The sequence below is a fragment of the Streptomyces xiaopingdaonensis genome, assembly GCF_000262345.1.
Classification (GTDB): domain Bacteria; phylum Actinomycetota; class Actinomycetes; order Streptomycetales; family Streptomycetaceae; genus Streptomyces; species Streptomyces xiaopingdaonensis.
In genome coordinates, this window is record NZ_AJTQ01000122.1 from 1 (window position 1) to 19,123 (window position 19,123).

General features: G+C 71.3%; 15 protein-coding genes. 14 read left to right on the forward strand and 1 reads right to left on the reverse strand.

Translation table 11 applies throughout. The features are described 5' to 3' along the window. The 14 genes from UWG_RS0109580 to UWG_RS0109645 form a co-directional block, all read left to right on the forward strand. A partial coding sequence (locus UWG_RS0109580; RefSeq protein ID WP_016906987.1) for a peptidoglycan D,D-transpeptidase FtsI family protein occupies positions 1-1,797 on the forward strand: 1,797 nt, incomplete at its 5' end. Between the two features lie 14 nt (positions 1,798-1,811). After that, entirely contained in the window at positions 1,812-3,689 is a 1,878-nt protein-coding gene (locus UWG_RS0109585) for a UDP-N-acetylmuramoyl-L-alanyl-D-glutamate--2,6-diaminopimelate ligase (RefSeq protein WP_016906988.1), read from the forward strand. Beyond that, complete coding sequence (locus tag UWG_RS0109590; RefSeq protein ID WP_016906989.1) at positions 3,686-5,152, forward strand: UDP-N-acetylmuramoyl-tripeptide--D-alanyl-D-alanine ligase; 1,467 nt, start codon at positions 3,686-3,688, stop codon at positions 5,150-5,152. The genes UWG_RS0109585 and UWG_RS0109590 overlap by 4 nt, the downstream gene beginning before the upstream one ends. Further along, on the forward strand, positions 5,149-6,213 hold the full coding sequence (gene mraY, locus UWG_RS0109595; protein ID WP_016906990.1) for a phospho-N-acetylmuramoyl-pentapeptide-transferase: 1,065 nt from the start codon (positions 5,149-5,151) through the stop codon (positions 6,211-6,213). Before UWG_RS0109590 ends, mraY begins: the two co-directional genes overlap by 4 nt. Next, positions 6,195-7,688 carry a UDP-N-acetylmuramoyl-L-alanine--D-glutamate ligase gene (gene murD / locus UWG_RS0109600; protein WP_016906991.1) on the forward strand — a complete coding sequence of 498 codons (1,494 nt, stop codon included), beginning with the start codon at positions 6,195-6,197 and terminating at the stop codon, positions 7,686-7,688. The genes mraY and murD overlap by 19 nt, the downstream gene beginning before the upstream one ends. 50 nt (positions 7,689-7,738) lie before the next feature. Then, positions 7,739-9,109 carry a putative lipid II flippase FtsW gene (ftsW, locus tag UWG_RS0109605; RefSeq protein ID WP_029391309.1) on the forward strand — a complete coding sequence of 457 codons (1,371 nt, stop codon included), beginning with the start codon at positions 7,739-7,741 and terminating at the stop codon, positions 9,107-9,109. Positions 9,110-9,116: 7 nt separating this feature from the next. Next, positions 9,117-10,211 carry an undecaprenyldiphospho-muramoylpentapeptide beta-N-acetylglucosaminyltransferase gene (murG, locus tag UWG_RS0109610; RefSeq protein WP_029391310.1) on the forward strand — a complete coding sequence of 365 codons (1,095 nt, stop codon included), beginning with the start codon at positions 9,117-9,119 and terminating at the stop codon, positions 10,209-10,211. A 37-nt stretch (positions 10,212-10,248) separates the two neighbouring features. Then, a complete protein-coding gene (locus UWG_RS0109615; RefSeq protein ID WP_016906994.1) occupies positions 10,249-11,076 on the forward strand; it encodes a cell division protein FtsQ/DivIB in 828 nt (275 codons plus the stop codon). A gap of 237 nt (positions 11,077-11,313) precedes the next feature. Then, on the forward strand, positions 11,314-12,525 hold the full coding sequence (gene ftsZ / locus UWG_RS0109620) for a cell division protein FtsZ (protein WP_016906995.1): 1,212 nt from the start codon (positions 11,314-11,316) through the stop codon (positions 12,523-12,525). Beyond that, complete coding sequence (pgeF, locus tag UWG_RS0109625) at positions 12,525-13,244, forward strand: peptidoglycan editing factor PgeF (RefSeq protein ID WP_078495626.1); 720 nt, start codon at positions 12,525-12,527, stop codon at positions 13,242-13,244. The genes ftsZ and pgeF overlap by 1 nt, the downstream gene beginning before the upstream one ends. 2 nt (positions 13,245-13,246) lie before the next feature. Further along, positions 13,247-14,026 (forward strand): YggS family pyridoxal phosphate-dependent enzyme, encoded by a 780-nt coding sequence (locus UWG_RS0109630; RefSeq protein WP_016906997.1) that lies wholly within the window; start codon positions 13,247-13,249, stop codon positions 14,024-14,026. Between the two features lie 136 nt (positions 14,027-14,162). Then, positions 14,163-14,801: a cell division protein SepF gene (locus tag UWG_RS0109635; protein ID WP_016906998.1), complete on the forward strand. Its 639-nt coding sequence runs from the start codon at positions 14,163-14,165 to the stop codon at positions 14,799-14,801. A 64-nt stretch (positions 14,802-14,865) separates the two neighbouring features. Beyond that, entirely contained in the window at positions 14,866-15,150 is a 285-nt protein-coding gene (locus UWG_RS0109640; protein WP_016906999.1) for a YggT family protein, read from the forward strand. Between the two features lie 51 nt (positions 15,151-15,201). After that, positions 15,202-16,605: a DivIVA domain-containing protein gene (locus UWG_RS0109645; protein ID WP_029391313.1), complete on the forward strand. Its 1,404-nt coding sequence runs from the start codon at positions 15,202-15,204 to the stop codon at positions 16,603-16,605. 146 nt (positions 16,606-16,751) lie between these two features. Here the strand turns inward: UWG_RS0109645 and UWG_RS0109650 are convergent. Next, on the reverse strand, positions 16,752-19,123 hold a 2,372-nt coding region (locus tag UWG_RS0109650; protein ID WP_016907001.1), incomplete at its 5' end, for a class I tRNA ligase family protein.

The following is a 19,123-nucleotide window of genomic DNA, read 5'->3' on the forward strand; positions in this document are numbered from 1 at the left end:
CTCGTCGGGGTGGGGTTGACGCTGATCGTCGCCGTCTTCTCGGTGCGGTTGCTCCAGGTGCAGGCCGTCGACGCCAGCGCGTACGCCGAGAAGGCGGCCGTGAACCGGTACGTCAAGGTGCCGCTCGCGGCCGAGCGCGGCGCGATCACCGCGCGCGACGGTACCCCGTTCGCGACCACGGTCGACGCGTACGACATCACCGCCGACCCCTACCTCTTCACCCGCAAGCAGACCGGCGTCGCCGACGCCCCCGAGCGCGCCGCCGCTCTCCTGGCGCCGGTGATCGACGGCAACCGGCAGAAGATCGCCGAGCAGTTGAGTCGCACCGACACCCGCTACGTGCTGCTCGCGCGGCAGCGGACGCCGCAGGAGTGGCGGAAGATCAAGGACCTCAAGTCGGAGCAGGCGGCGAAGGCGTCGGAGAAGAAGGGCGCCAACGTCCTCGCCGGGGTCTTCCAGCAGGAGCACGCCAAGCGGATCTACCCCAACAAGGACCTCGCCTCGGGCGTCCTCGGCTTCGTCAACTCCGAGGGCGAGGGCGGCGCGGGGCTGGAGGCGAAGCTCGACAAGAAGCTGGCGGGCGAGGACGGGAAGGTCACCTACGCGCAGTCCGGCGGCCGGCAGGTGCCGACGGCCGGCGTCAACGAGGAGTCGGCGACGCCCGGTTCGGACATGGAGCTCACCCTCGACCGGGACATCCAGTTCGCCGCGCAGCGGGCCCTGGACGACCGCGTCGAGTCGTCCGACGCGGACAGCGGGTACGTCGTCGTCCAGGACACGCGGTCGGGGGAGCTCCTCGCGATGGCGAACGCGCCCGGCTTCGACCCCAACGACCTGAGCAGCGTCTCCGCCGAGTCGCTCGGCAACCCGATCGTGCAGGACGTCTACGAGCCGGGCTCCACAAGCAAGTTGATGTCGATGGCCGCGGTGCTGGAGGAGGGCAAGGCGACCCCGTCCACGGAGGTCACCGTCCCCAACCGGCTCAAGCGCGCCGACCGCTCCTTCGCCGACGACGTCGATCATCCGACCTGGCAGCTCACCCTCAACGGCGTACTCGCCAAGTCGAGCAACATCGGCACCATCCTCGCCACGGAACAGCTCGGCGGCACGCAGGCGAAGGCGAACCGCGTCCTCTACGACTACCTCCGGAGGTTCGGCATCGGCAGACCCACGGGCCTCGGCCTGCCGGGCGAGACCGACGGCATCCTCCCGAAGCCCCAGAAGTGGAGCTCCTCGCAGCAGTACACGATCCCCTTCGGCCAGGGCCTCTCGCTCAACGCGGTGCAGGCGGCGTCGATCTACTCCACGATCGCCAACGGCGGTGTGCGCAAGGAGCCGACACTCGTCCGCGGCACCACAGGGGAGGACGGCAAGTACGTGCGCGCGCCCGAGCCGGACGAGCGCCGGGTCGTCAGCGAGAAGACGGCGCGCACGCTCTCGCGGATGCTGGAGTCCGTCGTCGACGACATGGAGGGCACGGGGACGACGGCGAAGATCCCCGGCTACCGCGTCGCGGGGAAGACGGGTACGGCCAACCGGGTGGACCCGAAGACCGGGCGCTACGACGGATACACGGCGTCCTTCGCCGGTTTCGCGCCCGCGGACAAGCCGCGGGTGACGGTCTACTGCGCGGTCCAGAACCCCAAGAAGGGCAGCTACTTCGGCAGCGACGTGTGCGGCCCCGTCTACAAGAAGGTCATGAACTTCGCGCTGAAATCCCTGCAGATCCCTCCGACCGGTGACAGACCGGCCCAGATGCCGGTCTTCGCCAACCCGGGGTCCGGCAGCACCGACTGATGGGAGCCCGCCACGTGAGAGAGATCACCGGCGGCGCGTACAACCGCCCTGCCGACGCGGGGGAGTCGCGCCCCTCGCTTCGCGGCGGGGCCCGTGCGCCCGGTACGCTCACCGCCGTGCCACAAGCTGATCAGACCTCCCCCGCGCCCGCGGCGGAGGGGCCTGCTGCAGGCTCCGCCGCCCCCTCGGCAGGCGACGCCTTCCCGGGCCCGCCCCGCCCGACGCGGGTCACCCCCGTCCCCCTCGCCGAGCTGGCCCGCCTCCTCACGGCTGAGATCCCCTCGGCAGCCGACGAGGAGGCGCAGGCCACCGGCATCACCCACGACTCCCGCGCGGTCCGCCCCGGCGACGTCTACGCGGCGCTCCCCGGAGCGCGGTTCCACGGCGCCGACTTCGCGCCGCAGGCCCAACGGCTCGGGGCCGTGGCGGTCCTCACCGACCCGGCCGGCCGCGAGCGCGCAGCCGAGACGGGGCTGCCCGTCCTCGTCGTCCCCGACCCGCGCGGCCGGATGGGCGCGCTCGCCGCAGCCCTCTACGGCGAGCCCGGCGCCGACCTCCTCCAGATCGGCATCACGGGGACCTCGGGCAAGACCACGACGGCGTACCTCGTCGAGGGCGGCCTGCGGCGCGCAGCCGGCGAGGCGCGCGCGGCCGAACTCCCGGACGGCGCCGTACCCCCGGGCGGCACGGGGCTGACGGGGCTCATCGGCACCGTGGAGTCGCGGATCGGGGACGAGCGCATCAAGTCGGAGCGCACCACCCCCGAAGCCACGGAACTCCAGGCGCTCTTCGCCGTGATGCGCGAGCGCGGGGTGACCTCGGTCGCCATGGAGGTCTCCTCGCACGCGCTGGTGCTCGGGCGCGTCGACGGCAGCGTCTTCGACATCGCCGTCTTCAACAACCTCAGCCCCGAACACCTCGACTTCCACCCGGACATGGAGGACTACTTCCGGGCGAAGCGTCAGCTCTTCACCAAGGCACGCTCCCGCGCCGGCGTCGTCAACTTCGACGACGAGTACGGCTTCCGCCTGATCGGGGAGTCGGAGGTGCCGGTCACGACATTCTCGGCCGAGGGCCACCCCGACGCCGACTGGCACGCGGAGGACGTCCGGATCGGCCCGCTCGGCTCGACGTTCACCGCGGTCGGCCCGAAGGGCGAGAAGGTCGCCGCCGCCTCGCCGATCCCCGGACCCTTCAACGTCGCCAACACGCTCGCCGCGCTCACGGCGCTCGCCACCGCGGGCATCGACCCGCAGACGGCGGCCGACGGCATCGCCGAAGTCCCGGGCGTGCCGGGCCGGTTGGAGCGCGTCGACACGGGCCAGCCGTACCTCGCCGTCGTCGACTACGCGCACAAGCCCGACGCCGTCGAGTCCGTCCTCTACGCGATCCGCAAGGTCACCGAGGGGCGGGTGCACGCGGTGCTCGGCTGCGGCGGCGACCGCGACCCGCACAAACGTCCCGCGATGGGCGCGGCCCTCGCCCGCCTCGCGGACACGGCGGTGCTCACCTCGGACAACCCGCGCTCCGAGGACCCGCTCGCCATCCTCGCCGCCATGCTCGGCGGCGCGGCCGAGGTACCCGCCCACGAACGCGGCACCGTGCTCCTGGAGGAGGAGCGGGCCGCCGCCGTCGACGTCGCCGTCGCCCGCGCCGAGGCGGGGGACACCGTGCTCGTCCTCGGCAAGGGCCACGAGCAGGGCCAGGACATCGCGGGCGTCGTGCGCCCCTTCGACGACCGGGACGTCCTCCGCGCCGCGATCCGTGCGCACGTCGACGCCTCCCCTGCCCCCGCCGGGCAGACCCCCGCCCCTGCGCAATCCCGGCCCGCCGAGGCGGCGCCGGAGGAAGCCGCCCCCACTCCGCCCCGGACAGACAAAACGGAACGATGATTCCCCTCTCCCTCGCTGAGATCGCCGCCCTCACCGGCGGACGGCAGCACGACATAACGGAGTCCGGCCGCGAGGTCACGGGCCCGGTCGTGATCGACTCCCGCCAGGCAGGCCCCGGCAGCCTCTTCGCCGCCTTCGTCGGCGAGCACGTCGACGGCCACGAATTCGCGGAGAGCGCCCGACAGGCCGGTGCCGCCGGGGTGTTGGCGACCCGCCCGCCGGGCGGCCCCGCGATCGTCGTCGACGACGTCGTACGCGCGCTGGGTGCGCTCGCCCGGCACACCGTCGCCGAACTCGGCACGCGCGTCGTCGCCCTCACCGGCTCCAGCGGCAAGACGAGCACCAAGGACCTGCTCGCGCAGTTGCTCCAGCGCCTCGGGCCGACCGTCTGGCCCGAGGGCAGCCAGAACAACGAGATCGGGCTGCCGCTCACCGCCCTCCGCGCCGACCGCGGCACCCGCCACCTCGTGCTGGAGATGGGCGCGCGCGGCGTCGGCCACATCCGCTACCTGACCGAGCTGACGCCGCCGGGCATCGGTGTCGTCCTCAACGTCGGCACGGCGCACCTCGGCGAGTTCGGCGGCCGGGAGCAGATCGCCCTGGCCAAGGGCGAGTTGGTGGAGTCGCTGCCGCCGGCGGCCGAGGGCGGCACGGCCGTCCTCAACGCCGACGACCCGTACGTACGCGCGATGGCCTCGCGCACCCGGGCCGCCGTCCTCCTCTTCGGCGAGGCCGAGGAGGCCGACGTCCGCGCGGCCGACGTCCACCTCACCTCCGCCGGCACCCCCGCCTTCACGCTCCACACCCCCACCGGGTGCGGCGAGGTGCGCATGCGGCTGTACGGTGAGCACCACGTGTCGAACGCGCTCGCGGCGGCGGCCGTCGCCCACCAACTTGGCATGCCCGCAAGGGAGATCGCGCAGGCGCTCTCGGAGGCCGGCACGCTCTCCAAGTGGCGGATGGAGGTCACCGAGCGCGCGGACGGTGTCACAGTCGTCAACGACGCCTACAACGCCAACCCCGACTCCACCAGGGCCGCACTCCGCACCCTCGTCGCCATGGGCGGCAGGGCGCAGGGCCCGGGAGGGGGGACCGCCGAGGGGGGACGTACCTGGGCGGTGCTCGGCGAGATGGCGGAGCTCGGCGACGAGGCGCTCGCCGAGCACGACGCGATCGGACGGCTCGCCGTCCGGCTCAACGTCAGCAAGCTCGTGGCGGTCGGAGGCCGGGAGGCCGGCTGGCTCGACATGGGCGCCAAGAACGAGGGTTCGTGGGGTGAGGAGTCGGTGCACGTGTCCGACGCTGAGGCGGCCGTCGACCTGTTGCGCAGTCAACTGCGGCCAGGGGATGTCGTACTGGTGAAGGCTTCCCGTTCGGTCGGTCTGGAGCGTGTGGCCGAAGCGCTGCTCGCGGAGGAACCGGGCGGTCGCCCGGGCGAGGCGACCGGAGGCGGGGCCCGATGAGGCAGATCCTCTTCTCCGGGGTGATCGGACTCTTCCTGTCCCTCGTCGGCACCCCGCTCCTGATCAAGCTGCTCGCCTCCAAGGGCTACGGGCAGTTCATCCGGGACGACGGCCCGCAGAACCACCACAGCAAGCGCGGCACCCCCACCATGGGCGGTATCGCGTTCATCCTCGCGACGCTGCTCGCCTACGCGCTCACCAAGCTGATCAACGGCAGCGAGCCGAGCTTCTCCGGGCTGCTGGTCCTCTTCCTCTTCGCAGGCATGGGGCTCGTCGGCTTCCTCGACGACTACATCAAGATCGTCAAGCAGCGGAGCCTCGGCCTGAGAGCCAAGGCGAAGATGGCGGGCCAGCTCATCGTCGGCGTCGCCTTCGCCGTGCTCTCGCTCAACTTCGCCAACAGCAGGGGGCTCACCCCCGCTTCGACGAAGCTCTCCTTCACGCAGGACTTCGGCTGGTCGATCGGCCCGGTGCTCTTCGTCATCTGGGCGCTCTTCATGATCCTGGCGATGTCCAACGGCGTGAACCTCACAGACGGCCTCGACGGGCTCGCCACCGGCGCCTCCGTGATGGTCTTCGGCGCCTACGTCTTCATCTGCATCTGGGAGTACCAGGAGTCCTGCGCCAACCCCCAGACCGCGGGGCCCGGTTGCTACGAGGTACGAGATCCGCTCGACCTCGCCGTCGTCGCGGCGGCGCTGATGGGCGCGTGCTTCGGCTTCCTCTGGTGGAACACCTCGCCGGCGAAGATCTTCATGGGCGACACCGGTTCCCTCGCCCTCGGCGGCGCCCTCGCCGGCCTGGCGATCCTCTCCCGGACCGAGCTGCTCCTCGCCGTCCTCGGCGGCCTCTTCGTCCTCATCACCATGTCCGTGGTGCTCCAGGTCGGATCGTTCCGCCTCACCGGCAAGCGCGTCCTCAAGATGGCGCCGCTCCAGCACCACTTCGAGCTGAAGGGCTGGTCCGAAGTGCTCGTCGTGGTGCGGTTCTGGATCATCCAGGGCATGTGCGCGATCGTCGGCGTCGGAATCTTCTACGCAGGATGGGCGGCGGCGAATTGACCTCCCCGACGGCACCGGCCGAAAGCCTCCGCGTCCCCGACGACCTCGAAGGACTCCCCGTCGTCGTCGCGGGGCTCGGCGTCAGCGGGCTCCCGGCGGCGAAGGCGCTCCACCGCTTCGGCGCCCGCGTCACCGCGGTCAACGGCGGCGACGGCGAGGGGCCGCGCCGCCAGGCGGCCGAGCTCACCGCACTCGGCGTCGAGGTGCGCCTCGGCGACGACCGCACCCTCCCCGAGGACACCCGACTCCTCGTCACCACCCCGGGATTCAGGCCGGACAGCCCGCTCTTCGCGGCGGCCGCCGAGGCGGGCGTCCCCGTCTGGGGAGACGTCGAACTCGCCTGGCGGCTGCGCGGCGTCGCGGCGCCCGCCGTGCCCTGGCTCGCCGTCACGGGCACCAACGGCAAGACGACGACGGTGCAGATGCTCGCCGAGATCCTCGGCGCCGCCGGACTGAAGACGGCGCCCGTCGGCAACATCGGCGTCTCCCTGATCGACGTCGTCCTCGGCACGCCGCCCTTCGACGACCTCGACGTCCTCGCCGTCGAGCTCTCCAGCTACCAGCTCCACTGGGCGCCCAGCCTCCGCCCGCACTCCGCCGCCGTCCTCAACCTCGCCCCCGACCACCTCGACTGGCACGGCTCCATGGCGGCGTACGCCGCCGACAAGGGCCGCATCTACGAGGGCAACGAGGTCGCCTGCGTCTACAACGTCGCCGACCCGGCCACCGAGGAACTGGTGCGCGGTGCCGACGTCGCCGAGGGCTGCCGCGCGATCGGCTTCACGCTCGGCAGTCCCGGGCCCTCACAACTCGGCGTCGTGGAAGGGCTCCTCGTCGACCGCGCCTTCGTCGCCGACCGGCAGCGCAACGCCCAGGAGCTCGCCGAGGTCTCCGACATCACACCCGCGGCCCCGCACAACGTCGCCAACGCCCTTGCGGCGGCGGCCCTCGCGCGCGCCCACGGCGTCCCGCCGACCGCGGTCCGGGACGGCCTGCGCGCCTTCCGCCCGGACGCGCACCGCATCGCGACCGTCGCCGAGATCGACGGCGTCGAGTACGTCGACGACTCCAAGGCCACCAACACCCACGCCGCCGAGGCGTCGCTCGCCGCCTACGGTTCGCTCGTCTGGATCGCCGGGGGCCTCGCCAAGGGCGCCACCTTCGACGGGCTCGTGCAGCGCTCGGCGGAGCGGCTGCGGGCCGTCGTCCTGCTCGGCGCCGACCGCGCGCTGATCGCCGAAGCCCTCGCACGACACGCACCCGAGGTCCCGGTGGTGGACGTCGAGCGGACCGACACTGGGGCGATGGCTGCGGCGGTGGACGCCGCGCGCTCGCATGCCCGCCCGGGCGATACCGTACTACTCGCCCCGGCGTGCGCCTCGATGGACATGTTCGTCAACTACCACGCACGCGGCGACGCGTTCGCCGCCGCCGTACGGGAGTGGGAGACCGCGCCCGCGGGCAACGAGCACTAGCCCCGCTGGTCCCCGCGGACCGGGCGCGGGCGAGCAGGAGGGGAAGCAGGATGACGGCGCGACCCGCCAAGTCCGCCGAACGGCGGCAGGTCAAACAGCCCGCTCCGGGCCGTCCGCCGCGCCGACCGCCGCGTCAGCAGTCCGGTGGCGTCGGGGCGTTGGCCCGCCTCCAGCTACGCGTGCGCCGCGCGTGGGACCGCCCGCTGACGGCGTACTACCTCATCTTCGGCGCCGGTCTGCTGCTCACGGTGCTCGGCCTCGTGATGGTCTTCTCCGCCTCGCAGATCCAGGCGCTCAACTCGGGCCTCGCCTCCACCCACTTCTTCCGCAAGCAGCTCGTCGCCGCCGTGCTCGGCACCGTCCTGCTGCTCGTCGCCGCGCGGATGCCGATCGGCCTGCACCGCTCGCTCGCGTACCCGCTGCTCGCCGTCTCCGTCTTTCTGCTCTGCCTCGTCCAAGTGCCAGGGCTGGGCCGTGAGGTGAACGGCAATCAGAACTGGATCTACTTCGGCGGTCCGTTCCAGGTCCAGCCGAGCGAGTTCGCCAAGCTCGCGCTCGCGCTCTGGGCCGCCGACCTGCTGGCGCGCAAGGGTGGGAAAAAGCTCCTCAGCCAGTGGAAGCACCTGCTCGTCCCGCTCGTCCCGATGACGCTGCTGCTCCTCGGACTCATCATGCTCGGCGGCGACATGGGTACCGCGATCATTCTCACCGCCGTCCTCTTCGGGCTGCTGTGGCTCGCCGGCGCCCCGACCCGGCTCTTCGTCGCCGTCCTCGCCGCCGCCGCCTCGGTGAGCGCCTTCCTGATAGTGGCGAGCCCCCATCGGATGTCCCGGCTCGGCTGCATCGGCGCGACCGATCCGGGGCCCAGCGACCAGTGCTGGCAGGCCGTCCACGGAATCTATGCCCTCGCCTCCGGCGGATGGTTCGGTTCCGGCCTCGGTGCCAGTGTGGAAAAATGGGGTCAACTCCCCGAACCTCACACCGACTTCATCTTCGCCGTGACCGGGGAGGAACTCGGTCTCGCGGGGACGCTGTCGGTGCTCGCTCTCTTCGCGGCTCTAGGCTATGCGGGTATCCGCGTGGCCGGACGCACGGAGGACCCCTTCGTCAGGTATGCCGCGGGAGGTGTGACGACGTGGCTCACGGTCCAGGCCGTGATCAACATCGGTGCGGTGCTCGGCCTGCTGCCGATCGCCGGCGTGCCCCTTCCGCTGTTCTCCTACGGGGGGTCGGCCCTGCTGCCGACGATGTTCGCCGTGGGGTTGCTGATCGCCTTCGCGCGCAGCGACCCGGCGGCGAAGGCCGCCCTGGCCATGCGACGGCCCGCTCCCGGGCAGCGCACTGCCCGCAGGGGGCTGACCGGGGTGAGTTGGAAGACGAGAAGACGGCGCGCCGCGAAGCCGCCGTCCAGAGAGCGGTGAATGAGTGGTGCACGTCGTACTCGCCGGTGGGGGGACCGCCGGCCATATCGAGCCCGCGCTCGCCCTTGCGGATGCCCTGCGCAGGCAGGACCCGACAGTGGGCGTCACGGCGCTCGGCACGGAGCGCGGACTGGAGACTCGGCTGGTACCCGAGCGCGGGTACGACCTGGAGTTGATCCCCGCCGTCCCGCTGCCACGCAAGCCGACCCCGGAACTGATCACGGTCCCGGGCCGGTTGCGCGGCACCATCAAGGCGGCCGAGCAGGTCATGGAGCGGAACAAGGCGGAGTGCGTGGTGGGCTTCGGCGGTTACGTCGCACTGCCCGCGTACCTCGCGGCCAAGCGCCTCGGCATCCCGATCGTCGTCCACGAGGCCAACGCGCGTCCGGGACTGGCCAACAAGATCGGGTCGAGGTACGCGCGGTTCGTCGCCGTCTCCTCGCCCGACAGCAAGCTGCGCAACGCGCAGTACATCGGCATCCCGCTGCGCCGCGCGATCGCCACGCTCGACCGCGCCGCCGCGCGCCCCGAGGCGCGCGCCGCCTTCGGCCTCGACCAGCAGCTCCCCACGCTGCTCGTCTCCGGCGGCTCGCAGGGCGCGAGGCGGCTCAACGAGGTGGTGCAGCAGGCGGTACCGCACCTCCAGCGCGCCGGCATCCAGGTGCTCCACGCCGTCGGCCCGAAGAACGAACTGCCGCACGTGGACAACATGCCGGGGATGCCGCCGTACGTCCCGGTACCGTACGTGGACCGCATGGACCTCGCGTACGCGGCGGCGGACATGATGCTCTGCCGCGCGGGCGCGATGACCGTGGCGGAGCTCTCGGCCGTCGGACTGCCCGCCGCCTACGTCCCGCTGCCCATCGGCAACGGCGAACAGCGGCTCAACGCCCAGCCGGTCGTGAAGGCAGGCGGCGGACTCCTCGTCGACGACGCGGAGCTGACGCCGGAGTGGATTCAGAGCAGCGTGCTCCCGGTGCTCGCCGACCCGCACCGGTTGCACTCGATGGCCCGCGCCGCCGCGGAGTTCGGACGGCCGGAAGCCGACGAGCTCCTCGTCGGCATGGTCCACCAGGCGGTGGCCGAACACCGTCAGGGGTGACGGGGCCGGCCGCCAGGCGTGACGGAAGGCAGGGACAGTGGCCGGACCGATCAAGACCGACGCTCGCCGAAAGCGCCCGGAACCCGGCGAGCGCCGCGCCCCCGGCTCCGGCCCGCCCGCTGCCCCGCGCCCGCGCGGCCCGGCACGGCTGCTCGGCTCGACCCGGCGGCTGCGCCGCCTCCTCGTGGCCGTGCTCGTGCTCGCGGTCCTTGCGGGCGCGGGGGCGTGGCTGCTCCACGGGTCGCCGTGGCTGCGGGTCGAGAAGGTCACGGTGAGCGGGAACAGAGTGCTCACCGACGGCGAGTTGGAGCGTGCGGCGGCGGTGCCCGAGGGGGCGCCGCTCGCCTCCGTCGACGCTTCCGCCGTGCGCTCCCGTCTCACCGAACTTCTTCCGCGAGTGGGGGAGGTCGAAGTGGTGCGCGCCTGGCCGAACGGAATCAGTCTCAAAGTGACGGAACGTCGGCCAGAACTCGTCATGGAAAGGGCCGACGATTATGTCGAAGTCGACGGTGAGGGCGTGCGATTCGCCACAGTCCGACAACCTCCGAAGGGTGTGCCCCACCTCGTCCTCGAACCGGAGAAGAACGCGAGCCTCCGCCACTTCGGTCGCGCCCGACTCCGCGCGGAGGCGGCGCGCGTCCTGGGAGACGTTTCGCCACAGGTTCGCAAGGAGACCCGCACCGTCCGAGTCCGTTCCTACGACTCCGTCACTCTTGAGTTGACCAAGGGGCGTACGGTGATGTGGGGCAGCGGCGAGCATGGCAGCGCGAAGGCGAAGACGCTGACCTCGCTGATGAAAGCGGCGGACGGTGCCGATCACTTCGACGTCCGGGTCCCCAGCGCCCCCGCGGCGTCGGGGAGTTGACGCACATCTGCGCAGGCCAGCACCCTGGATGGCTACCGCTGGACCTGATCACATAGGGTGAATGGAAAAACGGGAGGTTCGGCGTGTTCGTTGAACACTGACCACGTGTCGACTTAGTGTCCGTTCTCGAGAGTCCAGGGAAGACGGGCACTGCGAACCCTAAACTCACACTTAGGGTCGGGTCGGCGTTCGAACCGCCCCACAGGGATACGTAACTCGAGGCGAGAGGCCTTCGACGTGGCAGCACCGCAGAACTACCTCGCAGTCATCAAGGTCGTCGGCATTGGCGGCGGTGGCGTGAACGCCATCAACCGGATGATCGAGGTCGGTCTCAAGGGCGTCGAGTTCATCGCGATCAACACCGATGCGCAGGCCCTGTTGATGAGCGACGCCGACGTCAAGCTAGACGTGGGCCGTGAGCTCACCCGCGGCCTGGGAGCCGGCGCCAATCCGGACGTCGGCCGCAAGGCGGCCGAGGACCACCGGGAGGAGATCGAGGAGGTCCTCAAGGGCGCCGACATGGTCTTCGTCACCGCCGGCGAGGGAGGCGGCACGGGCACCGGCGGTGCGCCGGTCGTCGCCAACATCGCGCGCTCGCTGGGTGCCTTGACCATCGGTGTGGTCACCCGGCCGTTCACCTTCGAGGGACGCCGCCGCGCCAACCAGGCCGAGGACGGCATCGCCGGGCTGCGGGACGAGGTCGACACCCTCATCGTCATCCCCAACGACCGCCTGCTCTCCATCTCCGACCGCCAGGTCAGCGTCCTCGACGCGTTCAAGTCGGCGGACCAGGTCCTCCTCTCCGGCGTCCAGGGCATCACCGACCTCATCACCACCCCCGGACTGATCAACCTCGACTTCGCCGACGTCAAGTCCGTGATGTCCGAGGCAGGTTCGGCGCTGATGGGGATCGGCTCGGCCCGTGGAGACGACCGGGCCGTCGCCGCGGCGGAGATGGCGATCTCCTCGCCGCTCCTCGAAGCATCCATCGACGGCGCCCGCGGCGTTCTGCTCTCCATCTCCGGCGGCAGCGACCTCGGCCTCTTCGAGATCAACGAGGCCGCCCAACTCGTCAGCGAGGCGGCCCACCCCGAGGCGAACATCATCTTCGGCGCCGTCATCGACGACGCTCTCGGGGACGAGGTCCGCGTCACCGTCATCGCCGCCGGGTTCGACGGCGGACAGCCCCCTTCGAAGACCCGTGAGAAGGCGCTTGGTTCCTCCTACGGCAAGGAGGAGTCGGCCGCGGCGGCGAGCGAGCAGGCGGAGCCGGAGCGCCCCGCCTTCGGCGGGCTCGGTGCCGTCACGCCGCGCGAGGAGGAGCCGGAGCCGGTGGAGCCCGCTCCCGTCGCCGACGCGACCCCGCACGCTGCTCCCCAGGTCCCGCCGGCCCGTCCCTACCAGGACAGCCAGGCCGAGGAGTTGGACGTGCCGGACTTCCTGAAGTGATAACGCGACACAGCACAGCGAGCGGCGCGCACTTCGCCTTCACCGACAGGTGGGGAGGGGTGAGCGCCGCTCCGTATGCGGAGCTCAACCTCGGCGGCACCGGTGACCCGGCGATCGCGGAGAACCGCGCCCTCGCCGCCGAGGAACTGGGCCTCGACTCGGCGGACGTGGTCTGGATGAACCAGGTCCACAGCGCGGACGTCGCCCTCGTGGACGCCCCGTTCGGGTCCGACGCCCCCGCCGTCGACGGCGTCGTCACGGCCCGCCGCGACCTCGCGCTCGCCGTCCTGACGGCCGACTGCACCCCCGTGCTCCTCGCGGACACGGAGGCGGGCGTCGCGGGCGCCGCGCACGCCGGACGGTTGGGCGTCCAGAACGGCGTGGTGGCCGAAACCGTCCGCAGAATGGCCGAGTTGGGCGCCGAGCCGGGGCGGATCGTGGCGCGCACGGGGCCCGCCATCTGCGGCGGCTGCTACGAGGTGCCGGCGTCGGTCCGCGAGGAGGTCGCGGCGCGCGTCCCCGCGGTCGCCGCGACGACGCGGTGGGGGACGCCGTCGGTCGACATGGCCGCGGGGGTGCGGGCGCAGCTCCGCTCGGCCGGCGTCACAACTCTGGAACAGTCTTCGGTCTGCACGAGGGAGTCGTCCGACCATTACTCGTACCGGCGCGACGGGACGTCGGGGCGGCTGGCGAGTTACGTCTGGATCGAGGGGAGTTGAGGATGGCGAGCGCCCTTCCTCGACGGGACGCGGGTCCCGAGGCGTCCCGCTCGTCCGAGCAGCCGGCGGATCGACGCGCCGAACTCGCCGCCAACCTGGAGCGGGTCGAGGAGCGCATCGCCGCGGCGTGCGCGGCCGCGGGCCGCGACAGGGACGAGGTCGGGCTGATCGTCGTCACCAAGACCTACCCGGCGAGCGACGTGCGGTTGCTCGCCGAGCTCGGCGTCCGCGACGTCGCGGAGAACAAGGACCAGGACGCTTCGGCGAAGGCCGCCGAGTGCGCGGATCTCGACCTTTCCTGGCATTTCGTCGGGCAGCTACAGACCAACAAGGCCCGCTCCGTGGCCGGTTACGCCGACTTCGTGCACTCCGTCGACCGGTTGCGACTCGTCACCGCCCTTTCGCACGCGGCCCAGCGCACCGGCCGTCCGCTCAACTGCCTGGTACAGGTGGCCCTTGACGCGGAGTCCGGTTCGGTGGGCAGCCGCGGAGGCTGTGCGCCCGATCTGGTACCGGAGTTGGCCGAAGCCGTGACGGCGGCTCAGGGTGTGCGGTTGGCAGGTGTGATGACGGTCGCCCCGCTCGCGGGAACGTACGCGGGGCGGCCCGAGGCGGCCTTCGAGCGGCTGCGGGAAATCTCAACGGACCTGCAGGCAGGGCATTCTGCTGCGAGCATGGTCTCCGCCGGGATGAGCTCGGACCTGGAGGAGGCGGTGAGAGCCGGGGCGACACATGTACGCGTCGGCAGTGCGGTACTCGGAGACCGACCCCGGCTCGGGTAACGTCGCCAAGCAAGTCGGATCACGGTAGAAAATATGGTCATTTCCGCCGGTAAAAGGCGGGTGGAGAGACCGTGTGGATCTGATCCAGGGCCACCGGCGACGGAGCCGATCCACCACAGAGCGGAGGACGCAGAGAATGGCCGGCGCGATGCGCAAGATGGCGGTCTACCTCGGCCTCGTGGAGGACGATGGGTACGACGGCCCGGGGTACGACCCCGACGACGAGTTCGAGCCAGAGCCCGAACCGGAACGGGACCGTCGACGCCACCAGGCTTCCGAGAACAGGGAAGTTGAGAAGGCGGAGCCCGAGGAGGAGTCGCTGCGGGCGGTCCAACCCCCGGCTCAGCGCGAGCGGGAGCAGACGCCACCCGCATCGGCGATTGCCGAAAGTGGACGAGCCGGGAGGATTGCTCCGGTGTCATCCATCACACCTGAACGCCAGAACCTGGAGAAGAGCGCGCCGGTGATCATGCCCAAGGTCGTGTCCGAGCGGGAGCCGTACCGGATCACCACACTGCACCCGCGGACCTACAACGAGGCCCGTACCATCGGGGAACACTTCCGTGAGGGCACCCCGGTGATCATGAATCTGACGGAGATGGACGACATCGACGCCAAGCGACTTGTCGACTTTGCGGCAGGTTTGGTCTTCGGTCTGCACGGAAGCATCGAGCGGGTGACGCAGAAGGTGTTCCTGCTGTCTCCTGCTAACGTCGATGTCACGGCGGAGGACAAGGCCCGCATCGCAGAGGGCGGGTTCTTCAACCAGAGCTGAGAAGCAGGATCAAGCGAACGGGCCGCAAGGCCGCACGAGCACCCCAGGGGAGAGGGCAGCGCAGATGAGAACCGCACTCGACGTGGTCCAAGTCGCGCTGTATTGCTTCCTGCTCGTGCTGATCTTCCGGCTGGTGATGGACTACGTCTTCCAGTTCGCCCGCTCATGGCAACCAGGCAAGGCGATGGTGGTCGTTCTGGAGGCCACCTACACTGTCACTGATCCGCCACTCAAGCTTCTGCGGCGGTTCATTCCGCCGCTGCGCTTCGGGGGCGTGGCGCTCGACCTGTCCTTCTTCGTACTCATGATCATTGTCTACCTCCTGATCCAAGTCGTGGCGTGGCTGTGAACGATCGAGTTGGTCTTGCCGAATGCCGACGACATACGTTGAGGTGAAGAGATGCCACTGACCCCCGAGGACGTGCGGAACAAGCAGTTCACGACCGTCCGCCTCCGTGAAGGCTATGACGAGGACGAGGTCGATGCCTTCCTCGACGAGGTTGAAGCGGAGCTGACGCGCCTGCTGCGTGAAAACGAGGACCTGCGCGCGAAGTTGGCCGCTGCGACGCGTGCCGCTGCGCAGAACCAGCAGCAGGGCGGGATGCGGAAACCCGAGCCCCCCCAGGACCGGCAGCCCCAACAGCAGGGCCAGCAGGGCCAAGGCCAGGGACCCGTGCCGCCGGCCATATCCGGACCGCAGCCGGGTCCGCCCGGGCAGCAGCAGGGCATGGGCGGCCCGCCCCAGCTTCCGGGCGGGCAGCCGCAGTTGCCCTCCGCGCCCGGTGGTCCCGGCCACGGCGGGCCCGGCCCCGGCGGTCCGGGCGGGCCCGGCGGCCCTGGTGGCCCCGGTGGTCCGCAGCAGCAGGGCGGTCCCATGGGTCCTGGCGGTCCCGGTGGTCCCGGCGGTCCGGGCCACGGCGGCCCCGGCGGCCCTGGTGGTCCCGGTGGCGGACCCGGTGGTCCCGGTGGCCCGCAGCAGCAGGGCGGCCCGATGGTCCCCGGCGGCCCGCAGGGCGGCGGTGCGCCGCAGATGCCGGGCGGCGGCGGCCAGAACAACGACAGCGCCGCGCGCGTCCTGTCGTTGGCGCAGCAGACTGCGGACCAGGCGATCGCCGAGGCGCGTTCCGAGGCGAACAAGATCGTGGGTGAGGCGCGCAGCCGGGCCGAGGGCTTGGAGCGGGACGCCCGCGCCAAGGCCGACGCGTTGGAGCGGGACGCGCAGGAGAAGCACCGCGTGGCGATGGGCTCGTTGGAGTCCGCCCGCGCCACGTTGGAGCGCAAGGTCGAGGACCTGCGCGGCTTCGAGCGCGAGTACCGCACCCGGCTCAAGTCCTACCTGGAGAGCCAGCTCAGGCAGTTGGAGAACCAGGCCGACGACTCGCTCGCCCCGCCGCGGACCCCCGCGACGGCATCGCTGCCGGCTCCTCCGTCGATGGCTCCCGCTGGCGCTCCCGCAGGGCCGGGCGGTGGCGCCGCCAACGGCAGCGGCCCGGCAGGCGGCCACCAGCCCATGGGCGGCAACCACGGGCCCATGGGCGGCAACCAGGGCGCTCCCGGCGCCGGTCCTGGTGGACCCGGTGGACCCGTCGGCCCTGGTGGTCCTGGCGGTCCCGCCGGTCCCGGTGGCCCCGGTGGTCCCGGCGGCCACAACCAGGGCGGTCCGCAGTCGTACGGCAACCAGCAGCAGATGACGCCCGCGATGACCCAGCCGATGGCGCCGGTTCGCCCGCAGGGCGGCCCGCAGCCCTCGCAGCAGGCGCCTTCGCCGATGCGCGGCTTCCTCATCGACGAGGACGACAGCTGATGCGGTCCCGCTGAGCGCGGTCGAGAAGGGCCCGGCCCGGAAGCGATGCTTCCGGGCCGGGCCCTTCGTCGTGTCACCCGTGCGAAGGAACCAACGCCCTTGTGTGCGACGGGAGTCGGGGGCGGCCGGAAGCCCCCCCGGTACTGTCAGGAGCCGTCGGCGACGCGCAGGCGGAAGGTGAGCGGAAGCGCCTCGTCCACGAACGGCTCGCCGTAGGAGGCGTCGCCCTCGCCGTCGGAGTAGTCGACGGCGAGGACCTCCTCGGCGATGAGGTCGGCGTGCTCGGCGAGCGCGAGGGAGACTTCCTCGTCGGCCGACTGCCAGCGCAGCGCGATCCGGTCGGCGACGTCGAGCCCCGAGTTCTTCCGTGCCTCCTGGATCAACCGGATTGCGTCGCGCGCCAGTCCGGCGCGGCGGAGCTCGGGGGAGATCTCCAGGTCGAGGGCGACGGTGGCACCGGAGTCGGAGGCGACGGACCAGCCCTCGCGCGGGGTTTCCGTGATGATCACCTCTTCCGGGTCGAGGGCGATCGTCTCGCCCTCGACCTCGACCGAGGCGTTCCCCTCGCGCAGCGCGGCCGAGAGCGCGGCGGCGTCCGCGGCGGCGATGGCGTCGGCGACGATCTGGGTGCGCTTGCCGAAACGGCGCCCGAGCGCACGGAAGTTGCCCTTCGCCGAGGTGTCCACGAGGGAGCCGCCGACCTCGGAGAGGGAGGCGAGTTGCGAGACGTTCAGCTCCTCGGTGATCTGGGCGCGCAGGTCGGGCGAGAGCGTCTCGAAGCCCTGCGCCGCGATGAGCGCCCGCGAGAGCGGCTGCCTCGTCTTCACGCCCGAGCCGGCGCGGGTGGCGCGTCCCAGTTCGACGAGGCGCCGTACGAGCAGGACGTCCTGCGAGAGTTCGGGATCGATCCGGCCGAGGTCGGCCTCGGGCCAGGGTGCCAGGTGCACCGAGGCGGGCCCCTCGGGCGCCACCGGCACGACGAGGTCCTGCCAGACCCGCTCCGTGATGAACGGCACGAACGGGGCCATGAGCCGGGTCACCGTCTCGACGACGTCGTGCAGGGTGCGCAGCGCCGCCGGGTCGCCCTGCCAGAAGCGGCGACGCGAGCGGCGCACGTACCAGTTGGAGAGGTCGTCGACGAAGGTGGAGAGGAGCTTGCCCGCGCGCTGGGTGTCGTAGTTCTCCATCGCCAGCGTCGTCTGGTCGATGAGCGCGTGGAGTTCGCTGAGGAGCCAGCGGTCGAGAAGCGGGCGGCGCTCCGGCGCGGGGTCGGCCTCGCTCGGCGCCCAGCCGGCCGTGCGGGCGTAGAGCGCCTGGAACGCGACGGTGTTCCAGTAGGTCAACAGCACCTTGCGGACGACCTCTTGGATCGTGCCGTGCCCGACTCGGCGGGCCGCCCAGGGGGAGCCGCCGGCAGCCATGAACCATCGGACGGCGTCGGCGCCGTGCCGGTCCATGAGCGGGATCGGCTCCAGGATGTTGCCGAGGTGCTTGGACATCTTCCGGCCGTCCTCGGCGAGGATGTGGCCCAGGCAGACGACGTTCTCGTAGGAGGACCTGTCGAAGACGAGCGTGCCGACGGCCATGAGCGTGTAGAACCAGCCGCGGGTCTGGTCGATCGCCTCGGAGATGAACTGCGCCGGGTACCGCTTCTCGAAGAGGTCCTTGTTCTTGTACGGGTAGCCCCACTGCGCGAACGGCATCGAACCGGAGTCGTACCAGGCGTCGATCACCTCGGGGACGCGCGTGGCCTCGAGAGCGCAGCCCTCGTGGGGGCAGGCGAAGACGATTTCGTCGATGTACGGGCGGTGCGGGTCGAGGCCGCTCTGGTCGGTTCCGGTGAGCTCGCCGAGCTCGGCGAGGGAGCCGACGCAGGTGAGGTGCTCGTCGGCGCAGCGCCAGATCGGCAGGGGCGTGCCCCAGTAGCGGTTGCGGCTCAGCGCCCAGTCGACGTTGTTGTCGAGCCAGTCGCCGAAGCGGCCGTGCTTGACGGAGTCCGGGTACCAGTTGGTGCGTTCGTTCTCGCGGAGCAGCGCGTCCTTGACCTGCGTGGTGCGGATGTACCAGGAGGGCTGGGGGTAGTAGATCAGCGCCGTGTGGCAGCGCCAGCAGTGCGGGTAGCTGTGCTCGTAGGCGACGTGGCGCAGGAGGCGGCCGCGCGCGTCGAGATCGGCGACGAGGTCCTCGTCGGCCTTCTTGAAGAACTCGCCGCCGACGAGGCCGATTTCGGGTGCGAAGGTGCCGTCGGAGCGTACCGGGACGGCGGGTTGGACGCCGTACTCGCGCATCACCTTGAAGTCGTCGTCGCCGAAGGGCGCGAGGTGGACGAGCCCCGTGCCGTCCTCGGTGGTGACGTAGTCGGCGTTGGCGACGAAGTGCGCGCCCTCGGCGGCGTCGAAGAGGTCGAAGGGCCGCTCGTACTTCCAGCCCTCCAGCTCCTTGCCGGTGAACCGCTGCCCCGTGGTGCTCCACCCCTCGCCGAGCGCCTTCTCCACGAGCTGCTCGGCGACGACGACCT